The organism is Flavobacterium sp. 83 (genome assembly GCF_000744835.1).
Taxonomy (GTDB): domain Bacteria; phylum Bacteroidota; class Bacteroidia; order Flavobacteriales; family Flavobacteriaceae; genus Flavobacterium.
Map to the genome: position 1 here is coordinate 3684015 of NZ_JQMS01000001.1, position 25073 is coordinate 3709087.

General features: G+C 33.2%; 26 protein-coding genes. 10 read left to right on the forward strand and 16 right to left on the reverse strand.

Annotated features, from left to right (window positions below; genetic code table 11):
* Positions 1-2: 2 nt before the first annotated feature.
* The gene (locus tag T410_RS15860; RefSeq protein WP_035673640.1) at positions 3-1286 is read right to left on the reverse strand and encodes an MFS transporter; all 1284 of its coding nucleotides are present in this window, start codon (positions 1284-1286) and stop codon (positions 3-5) included.
* A gap of 104 nt (positions 1287-1390) precedes the next feature.
* On the opposite strand from T410_RS15860, the gene bshC reads away from it, so the two are divergent.
* Positions 1391-2980, forward strand: a complete 1590-nt coding sequence (bshC, locus tag T410_RS15865; RefSeq protein WP_035673643.1) for a bacillithiol biosynthesis cysteine-adding enzyme BshC — start codon at positions 1391-1393, stop codon at positions 2978-2980.
* Between the two features lie 86 nt (positions 2981-3066).
* The gene (locus tag T410_RS15870) at positions 3067-3486 is read left to right on the forward strand and encodes a nucleoside-diphosphate kinase (protein ID WP_035673645.1); all 420 of its coding nucleotides are present in this window, start codon (positions 3067-3069) and stop codon (positions 3484-3486) included.
* A 164-nt stretch (positions 3487-3650) separates the two neighbouring features.
* Here the strand turns inward: T410_RS15870 and T410_RS15875 are convergent, their stop codons facing one another.
* Both T410_RS15875 and T410_RS15880 read right to left on the reverse strand, forming a co-directional pair.
* The gene (locus T410_RS15875) at positions 3651-3947 is read right to left on the reverse strand and encodes a DUF721 domain-containing protein (RefSeq protein WP_035673647.1); all 297 of its coding nucleotides are present in this window, start codon (positions 3945-3947) and stop codon (positions 3651-3653) included.
* On the reverse strand, positions 3928-4371 hold the full coding sequence (locus T410_RS15880) for a hypothetical protein (RefSeq protein WP_035673650.1): 444 nt from the start codon (positions 4369-4371) through the stop codon (positions 3928-3930). Before T410_RS15880 ends, T410_RS15875 begins: the two co-directional genes overlap by 20 nt.
* A gap of 243 nt (positions 4372-4614) precedes the next feature.
* On the opposite strand from T410_RS15880, the gene T410_RS15885 reads away from it, so the two are divergent.
* Complete coding sequence (locus tag T410_RS15885) at positions 4615-5691, forward strand: serine hydrolase (RefSeq protein WP_035673653.1); 1077 nt, start codon at positions 4615-4617, stop codon at positions 5689-5691.
* A 187-nt stretch (positions 5692-5878) separates the two neighbouring features.
* Here the strand turns inward: T410_RS15885 and ftsY are convergent, their stop codons facing one another.
* The 10 genes from ftsY to T410_RS15935 all read right to left on the reverse strand — a co-directional run bounded on the left by ftsY (position 5879) and on the right by T410_RS15935 (position 13693).
* Positions 5879-6832, reverse strand: coding sequence for a signal recognition particle-docking protein FtsY (gene ftsY, locus T410_RS15890; RefSeq protein ID WP_035673656.1), 954 nt, complete (start codon positions 6830-6832; stop codon positions 5879-5881).
* Between the two features lie 128 nt (positions 6833-6960).
* Positions 6961-7113: a DUF4295 domain-containing protein gene (locus T410_RS16835; protein WP_073370281.1), complete on the reverse strand. Its 153-nt coding sequence runs from the start codon at positions 7111-7113 to the stop codon at positions 6961-6963.
* 74 nt (positions 7114-7187) lie between these two features.
* Positions 7188-7370 carry a 50S ribosomal protein L33 gene (gene rpmG / locus T410_RS15900; RefSeq protein ID WP_017495179.1) on the reverse strand — a complete coding sequence of 61 codons (183 nt, stop codon included), beginning with the start codon at positions 7368-7370 and terminating at the stop codon, positions 7188-7190.
* A 27-nt stretch (positions 7371-7397) separates the two neighbouring features.
* Complete coding sequence (gene rpmB / locus T410_RS15905) at positions 7398-7634, reverse strand: 50S ribosomal protein L28 (protein WP_024980263.1); 237 nt, start codon at positions 7632-7634, stop codon at positions 7398-7400.
* A 72-nt stretch (positions 7635-7706) separates the two neighbouring features.
* Positions 7707-8960 (reverse strand): CinA family nicotinamide mononucleotide deamidase-related protein, encoded by a 1254-nt coding sequence (locus tag T410_RS15910; RefSeq protein ID WP_035673661.1) that lies wholly within the window; start codon positions 8958-8960, stop codon positions 7707-7709.
* 206 nt (positions 8961-9166) lie between these two features.
* Positions 9167-9511, reverse strand: a complete 345-nt coding sequence (locus T410_RS15915) for an Hpt domain-containing protein (protein WP_035673663.1) — start codon at positions 9509-9511, stop codon at positions 9167-9169.
* Positions 9511-10122, reverse strand: a complete 612-nt coding sequence (locus tag T410_RS15920) for a fumarylacetoacetate hydrolase family protein (RefSeq protein WP_035673665.1) — start codon at positions 10120-10122, stop codon at positions 9511-9513. The genes T410_RS15915 and T410_RS15920 overlap by 1 nt, the downstream gene beginning before the upstream one ends.
* 91 nt (positions 10123-10213) lie before the next feature.
* Entirely contained in the window at positions 10214-10987 is a 774-nt protein-coding gene (locus T410_RS15925) for a 3'-5' exonuclease (RefSeq protein ID WP_035673667.1), read from the reverse strand.
* Positions 10988-11120: 133 nt separating this feature from the next.
* The gene (locus T410_RS15930; RefSeq protein WP_035673669.1) at positions 11121-12422 is read right to left on the reverse strand and encodes a dihydrolipoamide acetyltransferase family protein; all 1302 of its coding nucleotides are present in this window, start codon (positions 12420-12422) and stop codon (positions 11121-11123) included.
* Positions 12423-12505: 83 nt separating this feature from the next.
* Entirely contained in the window at positions 12506-13693 is a 1188-nt protein-coding gene (locus tag T410_RS15935; protein ID WP_035673672.1) for a glycosyltransferase family 2 protein, read from the reverse strand.
* A gap of 320 nt (positions 13694-14013) precedes the next feature.
* On the opposite strand from T410_RS15935, the gene T410_RS15945 reads away from it, so the two are divergent.
* The 4 genes from T410_RS15945 to T410_RS15960 all read left to right on the forward strand — a co-directional run bounded on the left by T410_RS15945 (position 14014) and on the right by T410_RS15960 (position 19286).
* The gene (locus T410_RS15945) at positions 14014-15876 is read left to right on the forward strand and encodes an ABC-F family ATP-binding cassette domain-containing protein (RefSeq protein ID WP_035673678.1); all 1863 of its coding nucleotides are present in this window, start codon (positions 14014-14016) and stop codon (positions 15874-15876) included.
* 442 nt (positions 15877-16318) lie between these two features.
* Positions 16319-16579, forward strand: coding sequence for a hypothetical protein (locus T410_RS15950; RefSeq protein WP_035673680.1), 261 nt, complete (start codon positions 16319-16321; stop codon positions 16577-16579).
* Positions 16580-16646: 67 nt separating this feature from the next.
* Positions 16647-17441, forward strand: coding sequence for a hypothetical protein (locus T410_RS15955; RefSeq protein WP_035673683.1), 795 nt, complete (start codon positions 16647-16649; stop codon positions 17439-17441).
* Between the two features lie 150 nt (positions 17442-17591).
* A complete protein-coding gene (locus tag T410_RS15960) occupies positions 17592-19286 on the forward strand; it encodes a hypothetical protein (protein ID WP_051929468.1) in 1695 nt (564 codons plus the stop codon).
* 100 nt (positions 19287-19386) lie between these two features.
* On the opposite strand, the gene T410_RS15965 is transcribed toward T410_RS15960, so the two are convergent.
* Positions 19387-19692 (reverse strand): hypothetical protein, encoded by a 306-nt coding sequence (locus T410_RS15965; protein WP_035673686.1) that lies wholly within the window; start codon positions 19690-19692, stop codon positions 19387-19389.
* 291 nt (positions 19693-19983) lie between these two features.
* On the reverse strand, positions 19984-21534 hold the full coding sequence (locus tag T410_RS15970) for an SDR family NAD(P)-dependent oxidoreductase (RefSeq protein WP_035673688.1): 1551 nt from the start codon (positions 21532-21534) through the stop codon (positions 19984-19986).
* Between the two features lie 183 nt (positions 21535-21717).
* On the opposite strand from T410_RS15970, the gene T410_RS15975 reads away from it, so the two are divergent.
* A complete protein-coding gene (locus T410_RS15975) occupies positions 21718-22524 on the forward strand; it encodes an O-methyltransferase (protein WP_035673691.1) in 807 nt (268 codons plus the stop codon).
* Positions 22525-22550: 26 nt separating this feature from the next.
* A complete protein-coding gene (locus tag T410_RS15980; protein WP_035673694.1) occupies positions 22551-23180 on the forward strand; it encodes a carbonic anhydrase in 630 nt (209 codons plus the stop codon).
* 103 nt (positions 23181-23283) lie between these two features.
* On the opposite strand, the gene T410_RS15985 is transcribed toward T410_RS15980, so the two are convergent.
* Positions 23284-23958, reverse strand: coding sequence for a DUF6565 domain-containing protein (locus T410_RS15985; protein WP_035673697.1), 675 nt, complete (start codon positions 23956-23958; stop codon positions 23284-23286).
* Positions 23959-24330: 372 nt separating this feature from the next.
* Between T410_RS15985 and T410_RS15990 the strand changes: the two genes are divergently transcribed.
* Positions 24331-25017: an ABC transporter ATP-binding protein gene (locus T410_RS15990; RefSeq protein WP_035673700.1), complete on the forward strand. Its 687-nt coding sequence runs from the start codon at positions 24331-24333 to the stop codon at positions 25015-25017.
* Positions 25018-25073 lie beyond the last annotated feature (56 nt).

The following is a 25073-nucleotide window of genomic DNA, read 5'->3' on the forward strand; positions in this document are numbered from 1 at the left end:
CATTAAAACTTATGTTCTTCTTTGCTAATCATCAACAACGAAAATAAAGAGATACAGGCTGCGGTACTCAAATAAAAACCAACATACGTCAAACTATATTGCGTCGCCAACCAAATCGCAATCATAGGCGCAAAAGCTGCTCCGATGATTCCTGCCAAATTAAATGCCAGAGAGGTACCCGAATAACGAACGGTAGTAGGAAACAATTCCGACAAGAAAGTACCCAAAGGACCATACGTAAATCCCATCAAAGCCATACCAACACATAAAAACAAAGTCACTAGAATGGTACTGCCTGAGTTTAAGAAAAAAGAAAATGCAAAACCAAAAATAGCAATAGCAATTGTAGCATAAAGAAGCATTTTTCTTCGTCCTATTCTATCTGCAATTAAAGCAGAAACTGGAATAAAAAGCGCAAAAAATAATACCGAAAACAATTGCATCAATAAAAAATCTCTTTTAGAATAACCCAAATCTGATGTTGCCCAACTTAGCGTAAATACCGTCATAAGATAAAATACTAAGAAAGTAGTTATAGCTGCAAATGTGCCAAAAATTAACTGATTTTTATAAAACTTCAATAAAGTGAAAAATGGGATTTTCACTTCTTCTTGTTCTTTTTTAGAATTTTCGAAAGCAGGAGTTTCAGTAATTTTTAATCGAATATAAAAACCTACAACAACCAATAACGAACTCGCTATAAACGGAATTCTCCATCCATAATCAAGAAAAGCATCGGCACTCATCGTATCGGTCAAAATCAAGAAAGTTCCTCCCGAAAGCAACAAACCTATTGGAGCTCCTAATTGTGGAAACATACCGTACCAAGCACGTTTATTAGGCGGAGCATTTTCTATCGCCAACAATACCGCTCCACCCCATTCGCCACCTAAACCAACTCCCTGACCAAAACGGCACAACATTAATAATAAGGGAGCAGCTATTCCAATGCTGGAATAACTGGGCAAGAAACCAATACTTACCGTTGAAATACCCATCGTCAACAAAGCAATTACTAAAGTTGTCTTACGACCGATTTTATCTCCATAATGACCAAAAACCGCTGAACCGAGAGGTCTAGAAAGAAACGCAATCGAAAACGTCGCTAAGGATAACAAAACCGAATTGGTACTATCTGTTGAAGGAAAAAACAATTGAGGAAAAACCAAAACTGCGGCATTTGCATAAATATAAAAATCAAAAAACTCTATAGTTGTACCTATTAAACTGCCAAAAAGAACATGTTTTAATGAATTTTCTGTATTAGGTTTTAAATTATCTTTCATAGTAATGTTAAAATATTTCGATAAAATTGATACTATTTTTCGAAAGTAACAAATATTATAGTTCCAATTATTATTGGTAAATTAGCAACATATAAAACTTTATTATGCCAACCGACTGTATCAGCTATCAGAATTCCGGATATTTCTCTCCTTTGATGAATGATTATTTAGCTCAAAAAACAAACTTACAATCCTTATATAACAGATTTCCAACGCTTGAAAACTTTGAAGGGCAAATTCAGGAGAAGCATGCAAATTTTAATGACACATCCAGAAAAACATTAGTTTCCGTTTTACAAAAACAATATTTGAATATTGAAGCTTCGGTTTTAACGAAACAAAATATTGATGCTTTAAGTAATACAAATACATTTACAGTCACTACAGGACATCAATTAAATTTATTCAGCGGTCCTCTTTACTTTTTATATAAGATAATTTCGACTATTAATTTAACAACCGAATTAAAAGTAAAATATCCAACCTACAACTTCGTTCCCATTTATTGGATGGCAACCGAAGACCATGACTTTGAAGAAATTAATTATTTCAATTTTAAAGGAAAAAAATTCAGATGGAATACTGAAAGTACTGGGCCTGTTGGTCGATTATCCACTGAAAGTCTAGATGAATTTCTTGAAATATTTACATTAGAAATTGGTTCCAGTTTGAATGCAAATACCATAAAAAAACTATTTGAGGATTCTTATATCAAACATGATAATCTAGCCGATGCTACAAGATTTTTGGCAAATGCATTGTTTGGAACTTACGGCTTAGTAATTTTGGATGCTGATAATCAAGAATTAAAACGCAACTTTATTCCTTTTGTAAAAGAAGAATTACTGCACCAATCCTCACATCCATTGGTACTTGAAACTGCCGAAAAACTAAAAGAGTATACCATTCAAGTAAACCCTCGAGAAATCAATTTATTTTATATCGAGGATACACTTCGCGAACGCATCGTTTTTGAAAATAACACATACAAAGTAAACCATACTAAAATTGAATTTTCGGAGGCTGAAATTCTGGCACTTTTAGAAAACCATCCAGAAAAATTCAGCCCTAATGTGATTATGCGTCCGTTGTATCAGGAAGTAATTTTACCCAATTTATGTTACATTGGCGGAGGCGGAGAAATTGCGTATTGGCTGGAACTGAAATCATTTTTTGCTGCTGCAAAAGTCCCTTTTCCAATACTCTTACTTCGAAATTCAGTGTTATTAGCAACCGAAAAACAAGCTAAAAAAGCAGACAAACTGAATTTAACTTGGACTGATTTATTTTCAAAACAAGCCGATTTAATTAATAATAAAACGAAGCAATTATCGGAATTTCCAATCGATTTAACCAATCTGAAAGAGCAACTTAAAACACAATTTGAAGTACTTTATGAAGTTGCAAATAAAACGGATGAATCTTTCATTGGAGCAGTAAAAGCACAGGAAGTAAAGCAAAATAAGGGATTAGAAAATCTTGAAAAACGATTGTTAAAGGCTCAAAAAAGAAAATTAACCGATATTTTACAACGTATTATTGACTTACAAAACGAATTGTTTCCTAACCAAAGTTTACAAGAACGTCAAGCAAATTTCTCAGAATTCTATTTGGAAAATGGCGAAAATCTGATTCCAACACTAGTCAAAAAACTCAAGCCATTGAACAATAGATTCGAAACTATTGAACTATAACCAGATTATTGTTGTTTGAATACCAAATTTGTAAAAAAAATCAATAAAAAAATACTAATTTTGCACAAAATTTAAAAAACGAAAAAATGGCTACAAATAGAACTTTTACAATGATTAAACCTGACGCTGTTGCTAACGGACACATCGGGAACATACTTGCTATGATTACTACTGCAGGTTTCAAAATCATTTCTTTGAAATTAACACAATTAACTGTTGCTGATGCTCAAACATTTTATGAAGTTCACGCTGCAAGACCTTTTTACGGTGAATTAGTTGAATTCATGTCAAGAGGACCAATTGTTGCTGCTATTTTAGAAAAAGACAACGCTGTTGAAGATTTCAGAACTTTAATTGGTGCTACAAATCCTGCCGAAGCTGCGGAAGGGACTATCCGTAAAGCATATGCAACTTCTATTGGAGAAAATGCAGTTCACGGTTCTGATAGCGATGAAAATGCAGCTATAGAAGGTGCTTTCCATTTTGCTGGAAGAGAGCAATTTTAATTATAGATCTTAGATTTTTAGACTTCTTAGATTCTTTAAAAATAAAACCCGCTTCAATGAAGCGGGTTTTATTTTTTATCTAATTTTTGTTTTCTTTTAAAATGTTGTTTTTCTAAAAATCTTAATATCTAACAATCGAAAATATCTAATCTAATCTAAGAAGTCTAACGCAAAACAACATCTTTAACCACATCCCGACGCAGTTCCTCATTAATCATGGCGACGATTTTTGACCTCCCATGACTTAATTCTTCCCTTAATACTGACGACGTTAACTCCACATACAACGTACTACCTTTCAAAACCACATTATTAGTATAACTATTCACACCATTGCCCATAAGATTTTTCCATGCATCTTTAACGTCAATCTGATCCATTCCTGGTTGTAGTTTATTCACTTGAATAATTTGTTTCAAAACATCCCCTATCGTACTCTGATTATTTAACCTTTTTGCCATCGCCCAGTAAATTTATTGGTCCAGTTTTCTTGTAATGATACTCCTTTTTCTCTGCATTCAGCAATACTAATTCATCATCCTTTAACGTGATTAATTCCTCACTCCATTTTGTAAAAGGAGTCGAATAATCAATATATGTCTTGTCATCTGCAAATCGCACCGCGACATTTTCATAAGCATCATTCACTAAAAAAGTCCCGTCCAATTGTGGCATCACTTTCTTCCTAATTCCTTTATTATTTTTGTCTATTTTAAAATAGTCATAACTTTCATTAATACTATAATCCTTATCTTTTTCCTTCTCAAAAGAAACCTTCTCGATTTCCCAATATCCATTTAATTTCGCAACATCGGCAGGGTTTATCTTTTGCTGACAAGCCACAAAAAAGAATGCTATAAAAAGAATGCTAAATGTGTTTTTCATATTTAATTTATTTTTTAGGAGCTATTTCCTGCTGTCCGTTATATCTTTTTCTTGAGCTTCTTCCTTCGTCAGAAGCGCAAGAAAAAGGATGCCACTTCCATCAGGGCTATACCATTTGAGCTAAAAAGAAGCACTAGTTCAAGGACAAAGTTAACCTTAATAAATTCAAACAAAAACAAAAAATTCAAAACACATTAAACTATTTTCTATATTTTTGGTCTTACCCTACAAAACAGCCAAAACATGTCAAAAAAAATCTACAGCCTGCTTTTCGCGTTTTTATGCATGAGTTGCAGTTCAGAATCTACTGTCCCAGCTCCCATACCTACTCCAACAGAATCTCTGTATTTTCCACCGTTAACAGGAACAACCTGGGAAACAAAATCAATTGCAAGTTTGAGTTGGAAACAAGCCGCTGTTCAAGCACTTCTAGATTATTTAGAACTAAAACATACCAAAAGCTTCATGATTTTAGTCAATGGCCGCATTGTTATGGAAAATTATTTCAACGGACATTCAGCAACCAGCAATTGGTATTGGGCAAGTGCCGGAAAAACTTTAACGTCAACTCTAACAGGGATTGCACAACAAGAAAGTCTTTTAAACATCAACAATAAAGTTTCACAATACATTGGAATAGGTTGGACAAGCGAAACATTGGCCAAAGAAAATCTAATTACCTGCAAAAACTTACTCACTATGACTTCCGGTATTGAAGATATTGCAAATGGCGATGATATCTCACCGGCAAGTCTGCAATACAAAGCCGATGCAGGAACGCGTTGGGCTTATCATAACGTCTATGTAAAACTCCAAGATATTATCGCTCAAGCCTCCGGAAAAACTTGGAACACTTATTTCAATACCAAATTAAGAGACAAAATAGGAATGGATGGTACATGGATTCAATCTGGAAACAATTCTGTTTACGCAAGTACAACGCGAAGTATGGCACGTTTTGGTTTATTAATGTACAATAAAGGAAAATGGGACAATACCATAATTTTGAATGAAAACTACTTTACTGAAGCAACTACAACTTCACAAAATATTAATTTAGGATATGGCTATTTGTGGTGGATAAATGGAAAAGCCAGTTATCATTTACCGCAATCACAACTTACATTACCCGGAAGCATAATCAAGTCCGCACCAAACGATATGTTTATGGCTTTAGGGAAAAATGATCAAAAAATATACGTAATTCCAAGCAAGAACATGGTAGTAATCAGAATGGGTGACGCAGCCGATAATGTAAATTTGGCATTATCTGATTTTGACGATGTTTTATGGCAAAAAATCAATGCCTTATATCAGTAAACTATTTTGTCTTTAATCGTTTCATAAAACCTAAAACAAAGAAAACCAAACCAATTACCAACAAAAAATAATAGAAACCAATACTTTTATCACGCATAAAATTCGCCAATACAAAAGCAATAATACTTACAAAATAAAAATAAATAGGGTTACTATTTTTAAAAGAAGAAAAATTCATAAACGTATTTTATTTAAAAAAGCTGTCAACAAATTCATACTTGTTAAAAACTTGCAAATCTTCGATTCCTTCTCCAACACCTATATATTTTACAGGAATTTTAAATTGGTCAGAGATTCCTATTACCACTCCACCTTTAGCAGTACCGTCCAGTTTAGTAACAGCAAGTGCCGTTACTTCTGTAGCAGCAGTGAACTGTTTAGCCTGTTCAAAAGCATTTTGACCAGTAGAACCATCCAAAACTAATAATACATCGTGTGGCGCTTCGCCAACAACTTTTTGCATTACTCGTTTTACTTTGGTTAATTCATTCATCAAATTAATTTTATTATGCAAACGTCCGGCAGTATCAATAATTACAATATCTGCATTTTGAGCTACCGCTGATTGTAAGGTATCAAAAGCCACTGAAGCAGGATCACTTCCCATATCTTGACGAACAATAGGAACACCTACTCTATCCGCCCATATTTGCAATTGATCAATAGCTGCAGCACGAAAAGTATCAGCAGCACCAAGAACAACTTTGTAACCTTGTTTTTTAAACTGATAAGCTAACTTACCTATTGTGGTAGTTTTACCAACACCATTTACGCCAACCACCATCAAAACGTAAGGCTTAGTTTTAATTGGAATCACAAATTCAGTAGCTTCACCTGCATTTGTTTCAGATAACAGAGCGGCAATTTCTTCTCGCAGAATTCCATTCAGTTCCTCTATTCCTAGATATTTATCTGAAGCAACACGATTTTCTATTCGGGTGATTATTTTCAATGTGGTATTTACACCCACATCTGAGGCAACAAGGATTTCCTCTAAATTATCTAAAACTTCATCATCAACTTTCGACTTTCCGGCAACGGCTTTAGTTAGCTTTGAAAAGAAATTTGTTTTTGACTTTTCAAGACCTTTGTCTAATGTTTCCTTTTTCTCTGAAGAAAATATTCTTTTAAAAAAACTCATCGTATTTGTGGTATAAAAAAATGATGCATGAGCCCTAAAAACCCCATACTTTTTCTAATTGGTAAATATAGAAAATAAAAAAGCTACTTCCGAATGAAAGTAGCTTTTCTATATAATATGCTTGTGAATTATTTCTTTTTCAAGAATTCATCAACTGCTTCTGGAGCCATAATAGATTCTACGAATGTATATGCACCTGTTTTAGGAGATTTTACCATTTTGATGGCTTTTGATAATCTCTTAGAAGATGTTTGTAACGATGCTACGGTTTTCTTTGCCATGATTCAATTGTTATTGTATTTAAATAAAATCTCCAAACGTAATCATTTGAAATTTTTATTAAAATCTCTAATTATTACTTAATTTCTTTGTGAACAGTTACACGTTTCAAGATTGGATTAAATTTTTTAATCTCTAATCTGTCTGGAGTATTTTTTTTGTTCTTTGTTGTTATGTATCTTGAAGTCCCTGCAACACCTGATGTTTTGTGTTCAGTACATTCTAAAATTACCTGGATTCTATTACCTTTCTTTGCCATCTTGCTATTTATTTATTTTGGAAAAGATTATTTAATAAATCCTTCTGACTGCGCTTTTTTCAAAACTGCAGCTATTCCATTTTTGTTAATTGTTTTTATCGTAGATGCTGCTACTCTAAGAGTAATCCATCTATCTTCTTCTGGAAGATAAAAACGCTTTTTTACTAAGTTTACAGAAAATTTTCTCTTAGTTTTATTCATAGCGTGAGAAACGTTATTTCCTACCATCGCTCTTTTACCTGTAAGGTCACAAACTCTTGACATTATACTTATCTTTTATCGTTATTCAAAATCAGGGTGCAAAGAAAAGAAAAATAAACCTATTAAGCAACAAATTTATCGCACATTTTTCAAAATTTCTTTCTGCAACAGCTCTAAACTTTTAATTACTGCCCTATCTATCACTTTTTCACGGGGTTGACCAAAATTAAATTCTTCAACAATTACTTCAGTCGGGGTAGCCAATGCGATAAAAACGCTGCCAACTTCTGCATTAGAATCACCTTTTGAAGGTCCTGCATTTCCAGTTGTTGCAATTGCGTAATCGGTTTTCATCATCTTTTTAACACTCAACGCCATAGCAGAAACTACTTCACGACTCACAACAGAATATTCATTTATAATACTTTCTGAAATCCCTAAAACGTCTATTTTCACTTCAGTAGCATAAGAAACTATACTACCTTTAAAATAATTTGAGGCTCCGGGAACCGATGTTAGTACCTCTGCAATTTTTCCTCCTGTACAGCTCTCAGCAGTCGACACCGTTTTATTTTGTTTTGCAAGCATTTCCCCTACAACAACCTCCAAAGTCTCATCATCATCAAAACCAACAATAATATCATGAATTATAACATCTAGTGATTTCACATTTTCCTCGATAGCGGCTTCTAATTTTTCTTTGTCAGTCCCACGAGCCGAAAGACGCAAACGAACTCTTCCCGGTGCAGGTAAATAAGCTAATTTTATAAATTTAGGAAGGTTATTTTCCCACTCTTCAATCCGTTCAGCAACCATACTTTCTCCTTGACCGTAAGTAAGAATTGTTTTATGAATAATATAAGGCCGTTTGTATTCATGGACTACTTTTGGAATTATTTCATGCTCTACTAAATATTTCATTTCAAAAGGAACTCCAGGCAGCGAAATAAATACTGTATTTTCTTTTTTCATCCACATGCCCGGCGCAGTACCTACCTGATTATGAAGCACCGTACATCTAGACGGAACAAGCGCCTGATCTTTATTAATCTGGGTAATAGTTCGTTTATAAAAACCTTCAATAAGTTGCGTAACATGAGCAAGCACCTTTTGATCTACCACTAATTTATCTTCAAAATAATCGCAAAATGTTTTCTTAGTAACATCATCTTTTGTCGGGCCTAAACCGCCGGTAATAACGACCAAATCTACTGTATTTTGAAGCTTAGCAAACGTATCTAAAATATGTTTTTTATCATCGCTTATAGAAATCATTTCGTTGATTTCAACTCCAATTTTATCTAACGATTTAGCAATAAATCCCGAATTCGTATCGACAATTTGGCCTATTAAAATTTCGTCACCTATAGTAATTATTGTTGCTTTCATTTTTTTTAAGTGAAGTTTTTTTGTGAGATTTTAATCTAAAAAAGGAATGTATAAATTTATTACATTCCTTTTTTACTTGAGAGATAACAGTAAAAAAATCCCGGTTTTTCTTCGGGAAAATTTTTACATAATATTTTTAAAGAATTCAGTGAACTTAGTTTTCAACGGATAACCCAACCTACCTTTTAGCAGGTCACACCCAAATTTTACAAATCAAAGTCCTTTTTTATTTCTTTGATCGCATCATTGACTTGATTTTTAACGCTCTTGAAAGTTTCTTTGATATCTTTCTTTTTACCTTCACCTTTAGTCCAGGCTTCAATTTGAAGAATTTCCTCGAAAGCTACATTTAATCCCATTAAATCAAGTGTTGGCTTTATTTTGTGCGCATAGGAATAAGCGTGCTTATGGTCTTTCTTTTTTATTCCTTCTTTGATTTGCAATAAATCTTCTGGAACTTCAGTAACAAACAAAGTCAAAATTTCATTCACAAATTCCGGATCGTTGTCTGAAAGTGCGTACACTTTTGAAAGGTTGTAGTTTATAGCCATTATTTTACCTGTATTCTAAATAGTTGTTGTCCTTCTAAAAATCCTTCCAAAACGTCATCCGGCTTTACTGCTGCAACTCCTTCAGGAGTCCCCGTAAAAATAATATCACCAATTTTTAACGTGAAATACTGAGAAACATAAGAAATAAGTTCGTCAATTTTCCACAACATATTACTGGAATTACCAATTTGAACCGTTTTATTGTTGTTGGTTAATTCAAAAGTAATATTTTCTAATGAACTAAATTGATTTTTTGGCAAAAATTCTCCTATAACAGCAGAACCATCAAACGCTTTGGCTTTTTCCCAAGGCAAACCTTTCGCTTTTAACTTATCTTGCAAGTCGCGTGCAGTAAAATCGATTCCCACACTAATTTCGTCATAATATTTATGAGCAAACTTAGGCTCGATATATTTACCTACCTTATTTATTTTGACAATAATTTCAATTTCGTGATGAATGTCTTCCGAAAATTCAGGAATTACAAATGGATGTTGTTTTAATAAAACAGCCGAATCCGGCTTCATAAAAACCACTGGCTCAGTAGGTCTTTCGTTATGCAACTCCTCTATGTGATTGGTATAATTTCTACCGATGCAGATTATTTTCATTTTCTTTTGAGTGAATCGTGAGTTGTGAAATATGAGCGAAAAAGTAACCATTCACTGTTTACCACGCACAAATTCACTTAAAATATTCAGTTTAATTTTTCGTATTCAGTTTTCGAAGTTTAATTGCCGTTAAAACTTTCTTGGTATACAAAGGAAAATCCGCATTTTGTATCCAACTAAAATAACCCGGCTCAGTTTCCAGAATTTTATCGACTTTCACTCCTTTGTGTTTTCCAAAAGTAAAAATCTCTTGATTATCTTTATCAAAAGCAATCATTCCGGCAAAATCAGCAATTTTCTTTCTTGTGGTAAATTCCGATAATGATTTCATATCGTTTTCCAATTCAGGATAACGGTCTAATTGCGCTTTTAATATTTCGTAAGTGGCCATAGTATCCGCTTCAGCAGAATGTGCATTTTCGAGTGTTTTTCCACAATAAAATTTGTGCGCAGCACCTAATGTACGTTCTTCCATTTTATGAAAAACGGTTTGCACATCTACAGAAACCCTGCCTTTCATATCAAAATCCACTCCGGCTCTCAACATTTCTTCGGCTAACAATGGAATATCAAATCGATCAGAATTAAATCCAGCCAAATCGCTGTCTTTAATCATATTATAAACTTGCGTCGCTAATTCATTAAAAGTAGGTTCATTAGCTACTTTTTCATCGGTAATTCCGTGAACAGCGGTTGTTTGAGGTGGAATTGGAATGGTTGGATTCACTAACCAAGTTTTACTTTCTTTATTTCCGTTCGGAAAAACTTTGAATATTGAGATTTCTACAATCCTATCTTTTCCTATGTCAATTCCTGTGGTTTCAAGATCGAAAAAGCAAATTGGTTTATTGAGTTTAAGTTCCATTTTTAAATTTTGTGTGACTACAAATATAGAAATTTGGGTTTGATTTTGTTTAAAGTTCCCAAAAATAATCCAAAAACAAAACCCGATTAATTTTCAAAAAAACTAATCGGGTTTAAATTGCATTTATGTGTGTTTAGAAATCTCTGTCGATATCAAAAGCTTCTAAGTATTCAGCTACTCGTTTTACAAAACTTCCTCCCAATGCACCATCTACAACTCTATGATCATAACTGTGAGACAGAAACATTTTTTGACGAATCCCGATAAAATCTCCTTCAGGAGTTTCGATTACTGCCGGCATTTTACGAATTGCTCCAAGAGCTAAAATTCCAACTTGCGGCTGATTAATAATTGGCGTACCAAAAACACTTCCAAAAGTTCCCACATTCGTAACGGTATAGGTTCCTCCTTGCGTATCGTCCGGTTTTAGTTTTCCTGCTTTTGCACGACCTCCTAAATCGTTTACTGCTTTTGCCATTCCAACTAAATTCAATTGATCTGCATTTTTAATAACCGGAACAATTAAGTTTCCGTTAGGTAATGAAGCCGCCATTCCAAGATTGATATTTTTCTTCTTGATGATAAAATCACCATCTACAGAAATATTCATTCCTGGGAAATCTTTCAGTGCTTTTGCAACTGCTTCCATGAAAATTGGAGTATAAGTCAACTTTTCTCCTTCTCTTTTTTCGAAAGCAATTTTATTTTTTTCTCTCCATTTTACAATATTCGTCACGTCGACTTCGATGAACGATTGTACGTGAGCAGATGTTTGTACTGAAGCTGTCATATATCCAGCAATCAGCTTACGCATTCTGTCCATTTCTATGATTTCATCTCCACCACTTACAGATACCGGAGCTGCCTTTTGAGCAACTGGAACTGGAACTGTTTTTTGAACTACAGCAACCGGAGTAGATACTACTGGCTGGCTAGTTCTATTTTTTACGTATTCTAAAATATCGTTTTTAGTAACTCTTCCTTCTTTACCTGTACCAGAAATTAATTCTAATTCAGCTATAGAAACCCCTTCTTCTTTGGCTATATTTTTAACCAATGGGGATAAGAATTTTTCAGAATTTGAGAAATCTACTGGAGCTGCAACACTTTCTTTGACTGCCTCCAAAGTTTTTTCAATTACCTCAACAGCAACTGGAGCTGAAATTTCTGCTACAGCTTCTGAAACAGTTGCTCCATCGGTCTCAATAATAGCGATGGTTTGTCCTACTTGAACCAAATCATCTTTACCAAACAATTGTTCCACTAAAACACCTGAAACTTCACTTGGCACTTCACTATCGACTTTATCAGTAGCTATTTCAAGTACCGCTTCATCGGCTTCAATTTTGTCACCAACTTGTTTCAACCAATTTGTAATGGTCGCTTCTGCAACGCTTTCTCCCATTTTCGGAAGCTTTAATTCAAATCTTGCCATATTGTTAACCTAAAAGGTAATTTTGATTTTCAGTTTGCGAAATTACTAAATATTTTAAACATAAATTACATTTAATGTAATTTTTACTCTATTTTTATAATCTCACCTCTTTCGTTACTATTATTACTTCCAATTAAAAAATTAGCGTTTTTTGGTATGATTTTAAAAGTAAATCCTTTATTCCTTGAAGATTCGAGAATTGCGATACATTCCTTGAAAGGAACGAATTCATTATCCAAAATAATTTCGGTTCCAGCCTTATTTCTTACCAATGACGAAATTACCATTTTTTCTGTTTTCAAATCATGAAATGCAACTTTTTTTTGCAAAATCAACTCTAATTTACTCCCCAATTTGTCATTTGATGAATACAATAAGAATGATTTTGAATGGTTTTTTACTGCTGGGTTTCGAGAGGGCTTTCCTTGCAACATTTTTACAAAAGAAAAAAAGACAATTCCCATCCTCATAAAAACAGTAAAAAATTCAGAAACTTTAAAATGCTTTTTATAGAAGAAATCCATCGCTTGCTGAAAGCGTTTCATGTAGGTTCCATCCTTAATTGTACTTTCTCCTTTATAATGAATTACTGTAGTTTCATGGAAATAATAATTGGACTTACCTTTTTGTAAAACCATATAAGACAAGTCAATATCATCTGAATACATGAAACAATCTTCATCAAAACCTCCCACTTCAAGATACAAATCTCTTTTCATGAACATAAATGCTCCTACAAGTATATCTACTTTTCCTGTTTGGTTTTCGTTTAAATGTGATGCGTAATATTTTCCGAATGTTTCTGACTTAGGAAACAACTGATACAAACCCATAATTTTTGTAAAAGCAACCCAAGGTGTAGGAATGCCACGTTTACTTTCCGGCAGGAACTTCCCTGTTCCATCGATCAATTTACAGCCTAGGATTCCTAAATTATTCTTCTCGACTGCACTCGAAGTGACAAAATTTAAGATTTTAACAAACGTATCTTCGGCAACAACGGTATCTGGATTGAGAATGCAAATGTATTCCCCTTGCGCTTGGGCTACACCAATATTATTGCCTTTTGGGAAACCTACATTTTCTTTGTTTTTAATGAGTTTAACGTTTGAAAAACGCCGCTCCATCATTTCGCAACTATCATCTTTGGAATTATTATCGATTACAATAATTTCGGCGTCAATGGTTTTCAATGCATTTTGAACACTTAACACACAGAGCTCCAGAAAGTAGCGAACGTTATAATTGAGAATAATGACGGATAGTTGCATTTTTCAAAGATATATTTTAAGATGCAAAGTCACAAAGATTCAAAGTTTAAAAAATACAAAAACATGCTTCTCCTTAGCCCCGATGGAAGGGAAAATCCTTTTTGTTCTTTCTTTAAGAACAAAAAGATTGGAATGACAGCGGGAACAATATGTCTAAATCAAAACAGATTATTCGGTCCTAAAATTAACCCAAAGTTTTCAGTTTTCAGATTACTTGAACCTCAAAAACTTGAAACTTGGTATAAATGAATTACTTTTGCAAAAAAGTTATGTTTCGCAACGAACTCATAGCTTCTAATTTATAACTCATACCCTACAAAGTGAATTACTTATCCGTAGAAAACATCTCGAAATCTTTTGGTGAACGTACATTGTTTAAAGACATCTCGTTTGGAATTAATAAAGATCAAAAAATTGCATTCATAGCCAAAAACGGCTCTGGAAAAACAACTATTATGAGTATCATTAACGGTTTGGAAGAATCGGATACAGGGAAAGTTGTTTTGAGAAAAGGCATAAAAATGGCTTTCCTATCGCAAAATAATAATTTGCAGGACGAATTGACTATTGAAGAAAGTATTTTCGCCTCGGATAATGAGACGTTGAAAGTGATTGAAGCGTATGAAAAAGCGTTAGAAAATCCTGAAGATGAAGAAGCGTACCAAAAAGCTTTTGACGGAATGGATCAGCACAATGCGTGGGATTTTGAGACACAGTACAAGCAAATTTTGTTCAAACTGAAGTTGGAAAATTTCAAACTGAAAGTAAAAAATCTTTCGGGTGGACAGAAAAAACGTTTGTCATTAGCTATCATTTTGATTAATCGTCCTGATTTATTGATTCTGGATGAACCTACGAATCACTTGGATTTAGAGATGATTGAATGGCTGGAAAGCTATTTTGCCAAAGAAAATATTACCTTGTTTATGGTTACTCACGACCGTTTCTTCCTGGAGCGTGTTTGTAATGAAATCATTGAATTAGACAACGGAAAATTATACCAATACAAAGGAAATTACTCCTATTATTTAGAGAAAAAGGAAGAACGCATCGCATCTGAGAATTCTAGCGTGGATAAAGCGCAGAATCTTTTTGTAAAAGAACTGGAATGGATGCGTCGTCAGCCGAAAGCGAGAACGACAAAATCGAAATCGCGTCAGGATGATTTTTATGAAATTAAAGAAAAAGCACAAAGCCGTCGTCGTGAAAATAAAGTAGAGCTTGAAATTAACATGGAACGTATGGGAAGCAAGATTATTGAGCTTCACAAAATTTCCAAAAAATTCAAGGATCATGTGATCATGGATAATTTCAGTTTTGATTTTCAACGTGGTGAACGCATTGGAATTATTGGTAAAAATGGAACCGGAAAATCGACTTTCTTGAATCTATTGACAGGAACTTTACCACTTGATGGCGGAAAAGTAGTGATTGGCGAAACAATAAAAGTGGGTTACTATACGCAAAGCGGAATCAACCCAAAACCGGGTCAGCGTGTGATTGATGTAATTAAAGAATACGGAGAATTTATTCCGTTGATGAAAGGGAAATTGATTTCGGCTTCACAATTGTTAGAGCGTTTCTTGTTTGATGCTAAAAAACAATATGATTTTGTCGATCGATTGAGTGGTGGAGAATTGAAACGTTTGTACTTGTGTACGGTTTTGATTCAGAATCCAAACTTCCTGATTCTGGATGAACCTACGAATGATTTGGATATCGTGACGCTTAATGTTTTAGAAAGCTTCCTTTTGGATTATCCGGGTTGTCTTTTAGTGGTTTCTCACGACCGATATTTCATGGATAAAATCGTGGATCACTTGTTCATTTTTAGAGGTGATGGTGTGGTCGAGGATTTTCCTGGAAATTATTCTGATTTCAGAGCCTATGAAGACAGCACAGATGTGGCTCAAAAAGAGGAAAACAAAGCCGAAAAGAAAGACTGGAAACAAAACAATCCAACTGGAAACCTGACATTCAACGAGCAAAAAGAATTCCAGAAAACGGAACGAGAAATAAAAGATTTAGAGATTCAGAAAACAACTATTGAGCAACTGTTCTCAGATGGAAAAATTGCCGAAGCTGATATTGAAAAGAAAGCTAACGAATTGAAAAACATCATCAATAAAATTGAAGAGAAAGAAGAACGCTGGTTTGAGCTAAGTGCTAAGATAGAAGGATAAAATTAGTATTCAGTGTTCAGTCTCAGTTTTCAGTACCGAACATCAATACTATTGAGTTTACACCCACAACAGAATTTTGATTTTGTTGTGGGTTTGTTTTTTGTAATAAACTAATTCTAAATTCGTAAGAAAAATTAGAATTAATCAAAAGTCAGATTGGTGTTTTGTAGTTTATTTTATATATTTTTGAGAAAAGATAATGTATGCCTTTTATCAAACTTATATATAAGTTAGTGGCAATTTTGCCGGAGCATTTAATTTAAAAAATAAACAATCACGCAATTCATCTAAAAAATTATATTTTAAGGACTTAAAAGATTTTATAAAGAATACAATTTCATCAATTAGTATAGCAATTATTGAGAGTCAGGAGGAATTAAAAGATTATGGCGTAATTGTAAATCCTGAAAAAGTTGAGATCGGCAAAAGTGGTGAAAAACTTTTGAGAAGTGATGGATGGCGTTACATTCAAAACTTAGAATTTGATATTTTGGTAGGTGTTGAAGAACAGCAGAATGGAAATGGAAAAGCGGAATTGAAAGTCGCTGGATTTTTAAATATTGGAGGCGGAATTACAGACCAAAGCACAAGTCAAAATCAGAATCGCATAAAATTCAATATTCCTGTAGCATTTTCTACAACTGAAACTCCAGAAAATTACAAAGCAAAAAGTATAAAAGTTAAATCGTCAACAGTTTTATAAACTGCCACTAACTGCCAAACGTTAGTGGCACTTTAAGCATAAAAAAAAAAAAATTAAAACAAACAAAATGAAAAAAATTACATCTTTATTTTTATTTCTTATTACATTCACAGTATTTGGACAAGAACAATTTTTCGTTGGGAAAGATGCTGATTTATTAATCGGTAAATCTGTTACGGTAAAAGAAGGAATTTCTTATTATTCTGGATTTTACAAAAATGCCGAAATGACAAAAATATTATTCAAAAAAGGTACAGGAAATGACCCTGAAAAACTTATGGGAATAACATTTTCAGTTATTGGTTCTATGAAACATCCGATAACATACAAAAATGATATTGTGCTTATTCTTGAAAATAAAGAGTTAGAAAAAGTATATTATTCATACGACCCAAAATATTCTGATTTATTTTTATTAAATGTAGTTGGTGGTTTTACTCCACCTGATAATTTTCTTTGCACAAGATTAATTTCTGAAAAAGATAAATTTTCATCGAAATTAACGACAAATACCCCAACAGAATATGAATATTCAATAACCAAAGTAGAAGAAAATGGAGAAACAAGAATCTATTTAACATTACAATCATACGGAACAACATTAAATATTAATCAAAAAGGTCTTAAAATATTATTTTCTGACGGAACAGTTTTAACAAAACCTGACGCTAAAATTGATTACAAAATTGAAAGTCGCTTAAAAGGTTACACCTACAGTTGCTTCTTAAAATTAGAAAAAGAAGACATTGTTGAATTCACAAATAAAACTATAACTGATTATTCATTATATATTTACGAAAGAAAATTAAAAAATTCAAATGCTTTTCAGTTAAAAGAATATTTAAAGTGTTTAGCAAGATAAACTGCCACTAATCGCAATTTGGTAATGGCGAGTTTAGGCTTAATTTAAAGCTGATTTTGTACTTGAAAAATCAGTGTTTAACCGAAAATTAAGGCTTCCTTAATCCGGCAAATCGCCAAGTTGCCAAATGTTGTGCGTAATTTGACCAAAATGACGAAAGAACCAATTGACATATTTATTTCTTCAGATTTAGAAAATTATATTTCTTCAAATTTAATTGAGGAAAACATTATTATTCGCGGAGAACATTTAAGAAAACTCGAAGGAATAAAAACTATTAATGGATTTCTTGGAATATGTGATTCTTCAATTGAAAATCTAGGAGAATTAGTAGAAGTTAAAGGCGATTTTTGGACAAGTTTTCATTCGATTGCTTCACCATTAAAATCATTAAATAATCTAGAAAAAATTGGCGGAGATGCATTAATGAGATATTCAAACATTAACGATTTAGGTAATTTGTCTTATGTTGGTGGAAAATTAAGTTTAAGAGATACTAAAATTAAAAATTTAGGAAAACTTAGATATGTTGGAGGAGATTTATTTTTACCAAAGCATTTAAAAGATTCAATAGATTTGAGTAATATTGAAGTTATTGGAAAAATTCAATTTTGGAATGACAAAAAAAATAGAACTGAAATAATTGAAAAAGAAAACCTAGGTTTATCAAAATCAGAACTAAATGTTCCATATTGGAAACACCAATATATATATTCGCCTGAAGAAATTACAAATGCTAATCAAGAACAAAAAAGTTTTTATTCATATTTCAAGAAAAGTTTTGAAAATGATAAATTCATAGATCTAGAGGGAAATGATAATTATTCTTTCGTCCTTTATTATGATTTATTATCACAATATTATAATCATAGACAAATAAATAAACTTCAAAATCAGTTTTCAAAAATTGAAAAATATTATCCAAAAACTGGGAATTACATTTCGCTTTCTATTATTCAAGTGTTTGAAAAAAATGAAGATTTCGAAAGTGCTTGGGCGTTTATAAATAAACGTGAGTATCTATCGGTTAAAACAGTTTGGGAATATCAAAACAAATTAAAAAGGAGAACTTTAAACGGAGATATTATTTCAAAATTAGCAGGATTTAGTCATTTGACATTATTCGGACAAAATAATATTGAAGATATAAAAACACATATAATTGAGTATTTAGAAACTTACGAAAAAGAGAATAATTCAATGTTTTTCGACATGTTTTTTGATGACAAACAGTTATTCAAACTAACAAACTCAACTAATTATAATTCAGAATATTATTCAAAATATTATTTATCTGAAAGAGAGTATAATTATTACAAAGAAATAGATGATAATCAAGAAAAAATCGGATTTGAAAATTCAGGATTAAAACACGTTGTTGAAAAAGCAATATTAAACCAATTTCGATTTATAATTAAAAAGGCAGAAGATATTTATAGAGAGAAAATTGGTATGCCAAAAATTGGCGAAGGTTGGATAAGCGAAACAGAATTATTTTACAAAATAACAGAACATTTTAAAGAAATATATGTTATTCATCATGGAAAACCAAAATGGTTAGGAAGACAACATATTGATATTTATTTCCCAGAACTAAATATTGCAATTGAATATCAAGGCTCACAACATTATGAACCAATCGATTTTTTTGGTGGTATTGAGGCTTTTGAAAAAACTAAAGAAAGAGATGAGAATAAACGCAAAATATGTTTAGAAAATAATTGTATATTAATTTACGTTAATGAAAAATATGAATTTGAGGTAATAAAACTAGAAATTGAACAAGCAATACATAAACAAACTACGCACAATCGAGTAGACGGCTCCGCTCTTCGAAGTTTATAATAGTTCTTGGTTAAGCTGAACAACATGAGCAACAAAATAATAAACCACAACAAAATCAAATTCTGTTGTGGTTTTCATTTTATAAACTCGTATAAATGGTTTATGCCATAAACAAGGTCTTTTTATGATAGTTGTATAAATTTGAATTGTAAAGGGTTACTTTAGGCGCAACTTTTTCTGTAGCAGCATCAAACTTGATACCGTTGTGTTTACGGAACAAGTAAACTTCTTTTAAACAATTAGCCAAGCTCTTATGGATGAATGTCCTAAAAGTTGGTAATTGCTTGTCCCCTACCAATAAATCAATTTGGTAATTCGAACTTGTTTTCGATATATTATTTCCGATGATTTTTATAGTAAATTTTGTCGGAATTCCGTTTTGCTGCCCTTGATACTCTATTACCATAGTATTTAAAATTAAAATGTGATTAAATAAAATAATGTCTCTACTAATATTTTGCTAAATTCTTTATTAAAGATACTAATAAAAAGAAAACTGCACAATAACAGCCCTTAAATTATTAATTTACAACAAAACTAATTAATAAAATAGTTTCAAACCCCATATAAAACTCTAAAAATTTCATAAATTATGAGGTTATACAGATTTATATTCCGTAACAGTAAAACAGGCCAACAAAAAACCACAACAAAATCTAATTCGGTTGTGGTTTTTAATTTTATAAATAAATAATTCCTACCAGGGAATCGGATTATAATCTTTCAAGAACTTTCCACACCAGTGTTTTCCAGTATTAATTCCGTCAAACAACGGATCCATAACCCGGGCAGCACCATCTACAATATCCAATGGAGGTTGAAAATCTTCTTCTTCCTGTTTTCTTTTGGCTAATTCTGCGGGATCTTCGTCAGTAACCCAACCGGTATCAACCGCATTCATAAAAATCCCATCTTTAGCCAAAGTTCCTGAGGAAGTGTGCGTTAGCATATTCAAAGCGGCTTTGGCCATATTGGTATGCGGATGACGGTCTTCTTTGAAAAAACGATGAAACTTCCCTTCCATTGCCGACACATTAATGATATGCTTTTGCCCCGTGTTTTCTTTCTTCATCACTTCGGAAAGGCGGTTGCACAATACAAAAGGTGCCACTGAATTCACCAACTGCACTTCAATCATTTCGGTGGTTTCTATTTGTCCCAATCGCAAGCGCCAGCTGTTGGTTTTTCTTAAATCCACTTGCTGTAAATCGGCATCAAGTTCTCCTTCAGGGAAAACTTCATTTGCGACCAATGCATTATCAAAAGAATATGGAATCTGAGATAATTTGGCGGAAGCACGTAAACCAATTCCTGGTTCTGGCCCATGCCAAGTCACCGGCATATTTTGATTGGAGGAAGCTCCTGATGTCAATACTTTTAATTCATCCAAACAATTAGTATGATCCAATAATAATTCCTGTGCTTGCTGTGGTAAAGAAGCAATTGAACGCTCCTCGTTTTCTATTAAATGGGTATAGAATCCGGCAGGACGTCTTACGGTTTGTGCTGCATTATTAATTAGAATATCCAATCGTTCATATTTTTGCTCTATGAAATTGCAAAAAATCTCCACACTCGGAATGTGTCGTAAATCCAATCCGTGAATTTTTAAACGATGTCCCCAATCCATAAAATCGGGTTCTTTAGAAAATCGCAATGCTGAATCCACCGGAAAACGAGTCGTTGCAATAACAGTCGCACCTCCGCGCAAGAGCATCAACGTAATGTGATACCCAATTTTTAAGCGCGAACCTGTAATAACGGCAACTTGTCCCTTTACATCTGCGGTTTGAAAACGTTTCGCGTAATTAAAATCCCCACAATCCGTACACATCGTATCATAAAAGTGGTGCATTTTAGTAAACTCGGTTTTACATACATAACAATTTCTAGGAGTTTCCAGTTCTAATTGCTCTTTGTGGGCGAGATCATGCGAAGCCAATAGTTTTGGCGCCACAAAAATACTCGCTTCACGGGCGTGACGGATTCCGGTTTCCTTACGGGCGGTTCGGTCCCTCTTTTCCATTTTACGTTTGGCCGCCACTTTCCCGTCTTTTTTTCTTCTGGAAAGTTCGTCACGATCTGGTCTGGAAAACATTCCTGCCGCTTTAATTAAAGCCGTTCGTTGTTCTTTTGGAATATCAAATATTTGGTCGGTATCGGTATTCAATTGTGCCAAAATAGCGATGCATCGGTCAATTTCTTCCGAGCTTATGGCACTTATATTTTCTATTTGTTCAATCATCATTGTAAAAAATGGATATTATTCTTCTGCAAATTCCAAGGGCGCAAAGATAGACTTTTAAAGTCGTAAAGTTTCAAAGTCGAAAGTCGTAAAGTCTTTGCTTTTGATTTTGTCACTTTCTGCTTTAAGACGTTTGACTTTCGACTATTATCTTAGTATCTTCGCGCTTACTTTGCAAATGTTTCTATGTTATTCCAAATAAAATCGTACTTACAATTCCTTTGGCACTCAAAAAATGAGCATGCGGTACATTCACCATTTGTGTTTACTTTATTGACAAAATGTTTTTATGATAACAAGTCAAAACCCGAATATGTTGTTCTAAAGAATTACAGAAAATCGCTTTTAAAAAACAACAATACGATTGAAGTAACTGATTTTGGTGCCGGTTCGAAAGTTTTCAAATCGAATACAAGAGTAATTTCCAAGATTGCAAAAACTGCTGGAATTTCTCCAAAACGAGCCGAATTATTATTTAGAATCACGAATTATTTGCAACCTGATTCAAGCCATAGTGAACAAGCAAAGCATTTTATTTTAGAAATTGGCACTTCATTAGGATTAGCGACTTCTGCACTTTCTTTAGGCAATTTAAAATCCAAAATAACTACACTCGAAGGTTGTCCTGAAACGGCAAAAATTGCTCAAGAACAATTTCAAAAATTCAATTTCAAGAATGTAACTAGTGAAGTTTCTGAATTCACCAGTTATTTGAGTGACTTTCGACTTTCGACTTTAAACTTTCGACTCATTTACTTCGACGGCAATCACTCCAAAAAAGCAACATTGGACTATTTCGAGCTTTTGTTGCCAACGATTACCAATGAAACTGTTTGGATTTTCGATGACATTCATTGGTCGGTAGAAATGGAACAAGTTTGGAAAATCATCCAAAAACATCCCAAAGTGACTGTTACTATTGATACGTTTCAATGGGGATTGGTTTTTTTTAGAAGAGAACAACCGAAAGAACATTTTGTAATTCGAATTTAGATTTTGTACATTTAAAATATCACCACATGGACATCAAACAAATTTTTGAAAATAATCGCAACTGGATTGCCAAACAACTTCAAGCTGACGAAAATTATTTTGAAAAACTATCAGAAGGACAATCTCCGGAATTCCTTTATATCGGTTGTTCTGATAGTCGTGTTTCTGCCGAAGAACTAATGGGTTTACAACCTGGACAGGTTTTTGTGCACCGAAACATTGCCAATATGGTTCCTAATACTGACCTGAACTCCATGTCAGTTATTAATTATGCCGTAGTACATCTAAAAGTAAATCATATTGTTGTTTGTGGACATTATGTTTGTGGCGGTGTTCATGCGGCAATGCAACAATCTGATTTGGGTATTTTAAATCCTTGGTTAAGAAACATTCGCGATGTATACCGAATTCACAGGAAAGAACTGAACTCCATAACAAATGAAGGAGAAAAGTACAAAAGACTCGTGGAATTGAATGTACAGGAACAATGTATCAATATCATCAAAACAGCCGAAGTTCAAAAAGCAAACAGCGAACGTAATTTAAAAGTTTATGGATGGATTTTTGACATTCATACCGGCACACTAGTTGACCTAAAAATAAACTTTGATGAAATATTAAAAGATATTACAGAAATTTATAAAATAGTGACCTAATTGACCGTTCGCGACATTACCCATTAAATTACACCCTTTAGGATTGTATAAAAAAAAAGACAGCCATTACTGACTGTCATCTTTCCATTGAATTAGTAATTTCTTATTCTTTTGCTCTTTTCATTTCTCCTGATTTTGCTCCCATTCTATTCAATGTATACATTGGTGCAAATTTCAATTTTAAACCAGCAATTTTTCTGTTATCTTCAGACGAAAGTCCTTCTTTTTCAACAGTATTTTTTCTACTGTCCAATGCTTCATACATTAATTTAACTTCATCCCAGTCTTCACGAGAGTATTTATCTTTATTGTCCTCCACAGCATGCACAAATTGTTGGTAAACTCTATGAATGTTAGCTGCATTTACCCAGTTAAAATTCATATCATCCCCTATTTTTCCTTCACCAAACAGAGCATTTCTTAGTTGCTGTTTTGGATTTGCAACCACTATAACTTTTTGTTCAGCTGTTTTTTCAGCTTCAACTTTAGCTTTCAAGGCTTCGTATTTTGCATTGGCCGCATCAAGACGTTCCTGCATTTTTGCATTATCTTTCATATTTGTCAAAGCTGCTTGTGCTTCTCCATTTCTTATTTGATATGTCGCTTCAATACCTTGCCAATTTTCTTTAGCATCCTTAGCTTCTACATTACCTAATGAATCTACATACATTACATAGGTATCAACTGTTTTTTCTGCTTGTTCTGCTTTTTCATCCTTACAAGATGTAAATCCTAAAGCGATTACCGCTAATCCTAACAACAACTTTGTATTTTCCATAATTACTTGATTTTATTAAATATTACACATACAAATGTAATCAGCACTGCAACATTTTTAATAAAAAACCAAAAATTATGAAATAAATCAAATTAATTGTGAAATAAAAAATAAAATAATGTGAATTATACAAATTATGACTAAAATAATATAAAACCTCAAAAAGTAATTATGCGTATTAAAATAGTATTTGAAGTAAAAAACACAATTCTTCAAATTCTACAAATCACTTTACTCTTTTAAATTGATTCTAAAAATGTAACAATTTTAAAAAAACAACTACTTATTAATAATTCAAAAGTCTTTTGTACTTTTAAAATCTAATCTAATAGTTCCCTAAGCGATGCTCAAGGGTGAAAATCTAAAATACCAATGGCAAACCCGTTAATAAAAATAACCAATATCAAACGAGACTTTATACTCGGAAACGAAATCGTTTATGTACTAAAAGGCATTGATTTACAAATAAATAAAGGGGAATATGTTGCATTAATGGGACCATCCGGATCTGGAAAATCAACTCTAATGAATTTACTAGGTTGTTTGGACACGCCTACTTCAGGGAGTTATATTCTTAACGGAAAAGATGTCAGCCAGATGAAAGATGATGAATTAGCTGAAATTCGTAATAAAGAAATTGGTTTCGTTTTCCAGACTTTCAACCTTTTGCCCAGAACAACCGCCTTAGATAATGTAGCCTTACCTATGATTTATGCAGGATTTTCTAAATCCGAGAGAAATGCCCGAGCTACCGAAGTATTAGAACAGGTAAATCTTGCTGACAGAATGGATCATCAACCCAACCAACTTTCAGGTGGACAACGGCAACGTGTGGCAATTGCCCGTGCATTGGTCAACAAACCGTCCATTATCCTTGCTGATGAGCCTACAGGAAATCTAGACAGTAAAACATCCGTTGAGATAATGAAGCTTTTTGGCGACATTCATGCCAATGGAAATACAGTGATTTTAGTAACTCACGAAGAGGAAATTGCTGCTTACGCCAATAGAATTATCCGTTTAAGAGATGGCCTTATAGAAAGCGACACTACAAAATAGTTTTTTTTAGAAGCTATTCCGGCTATTCGCTTGTATCTCTTTATGTGATTCTTTCT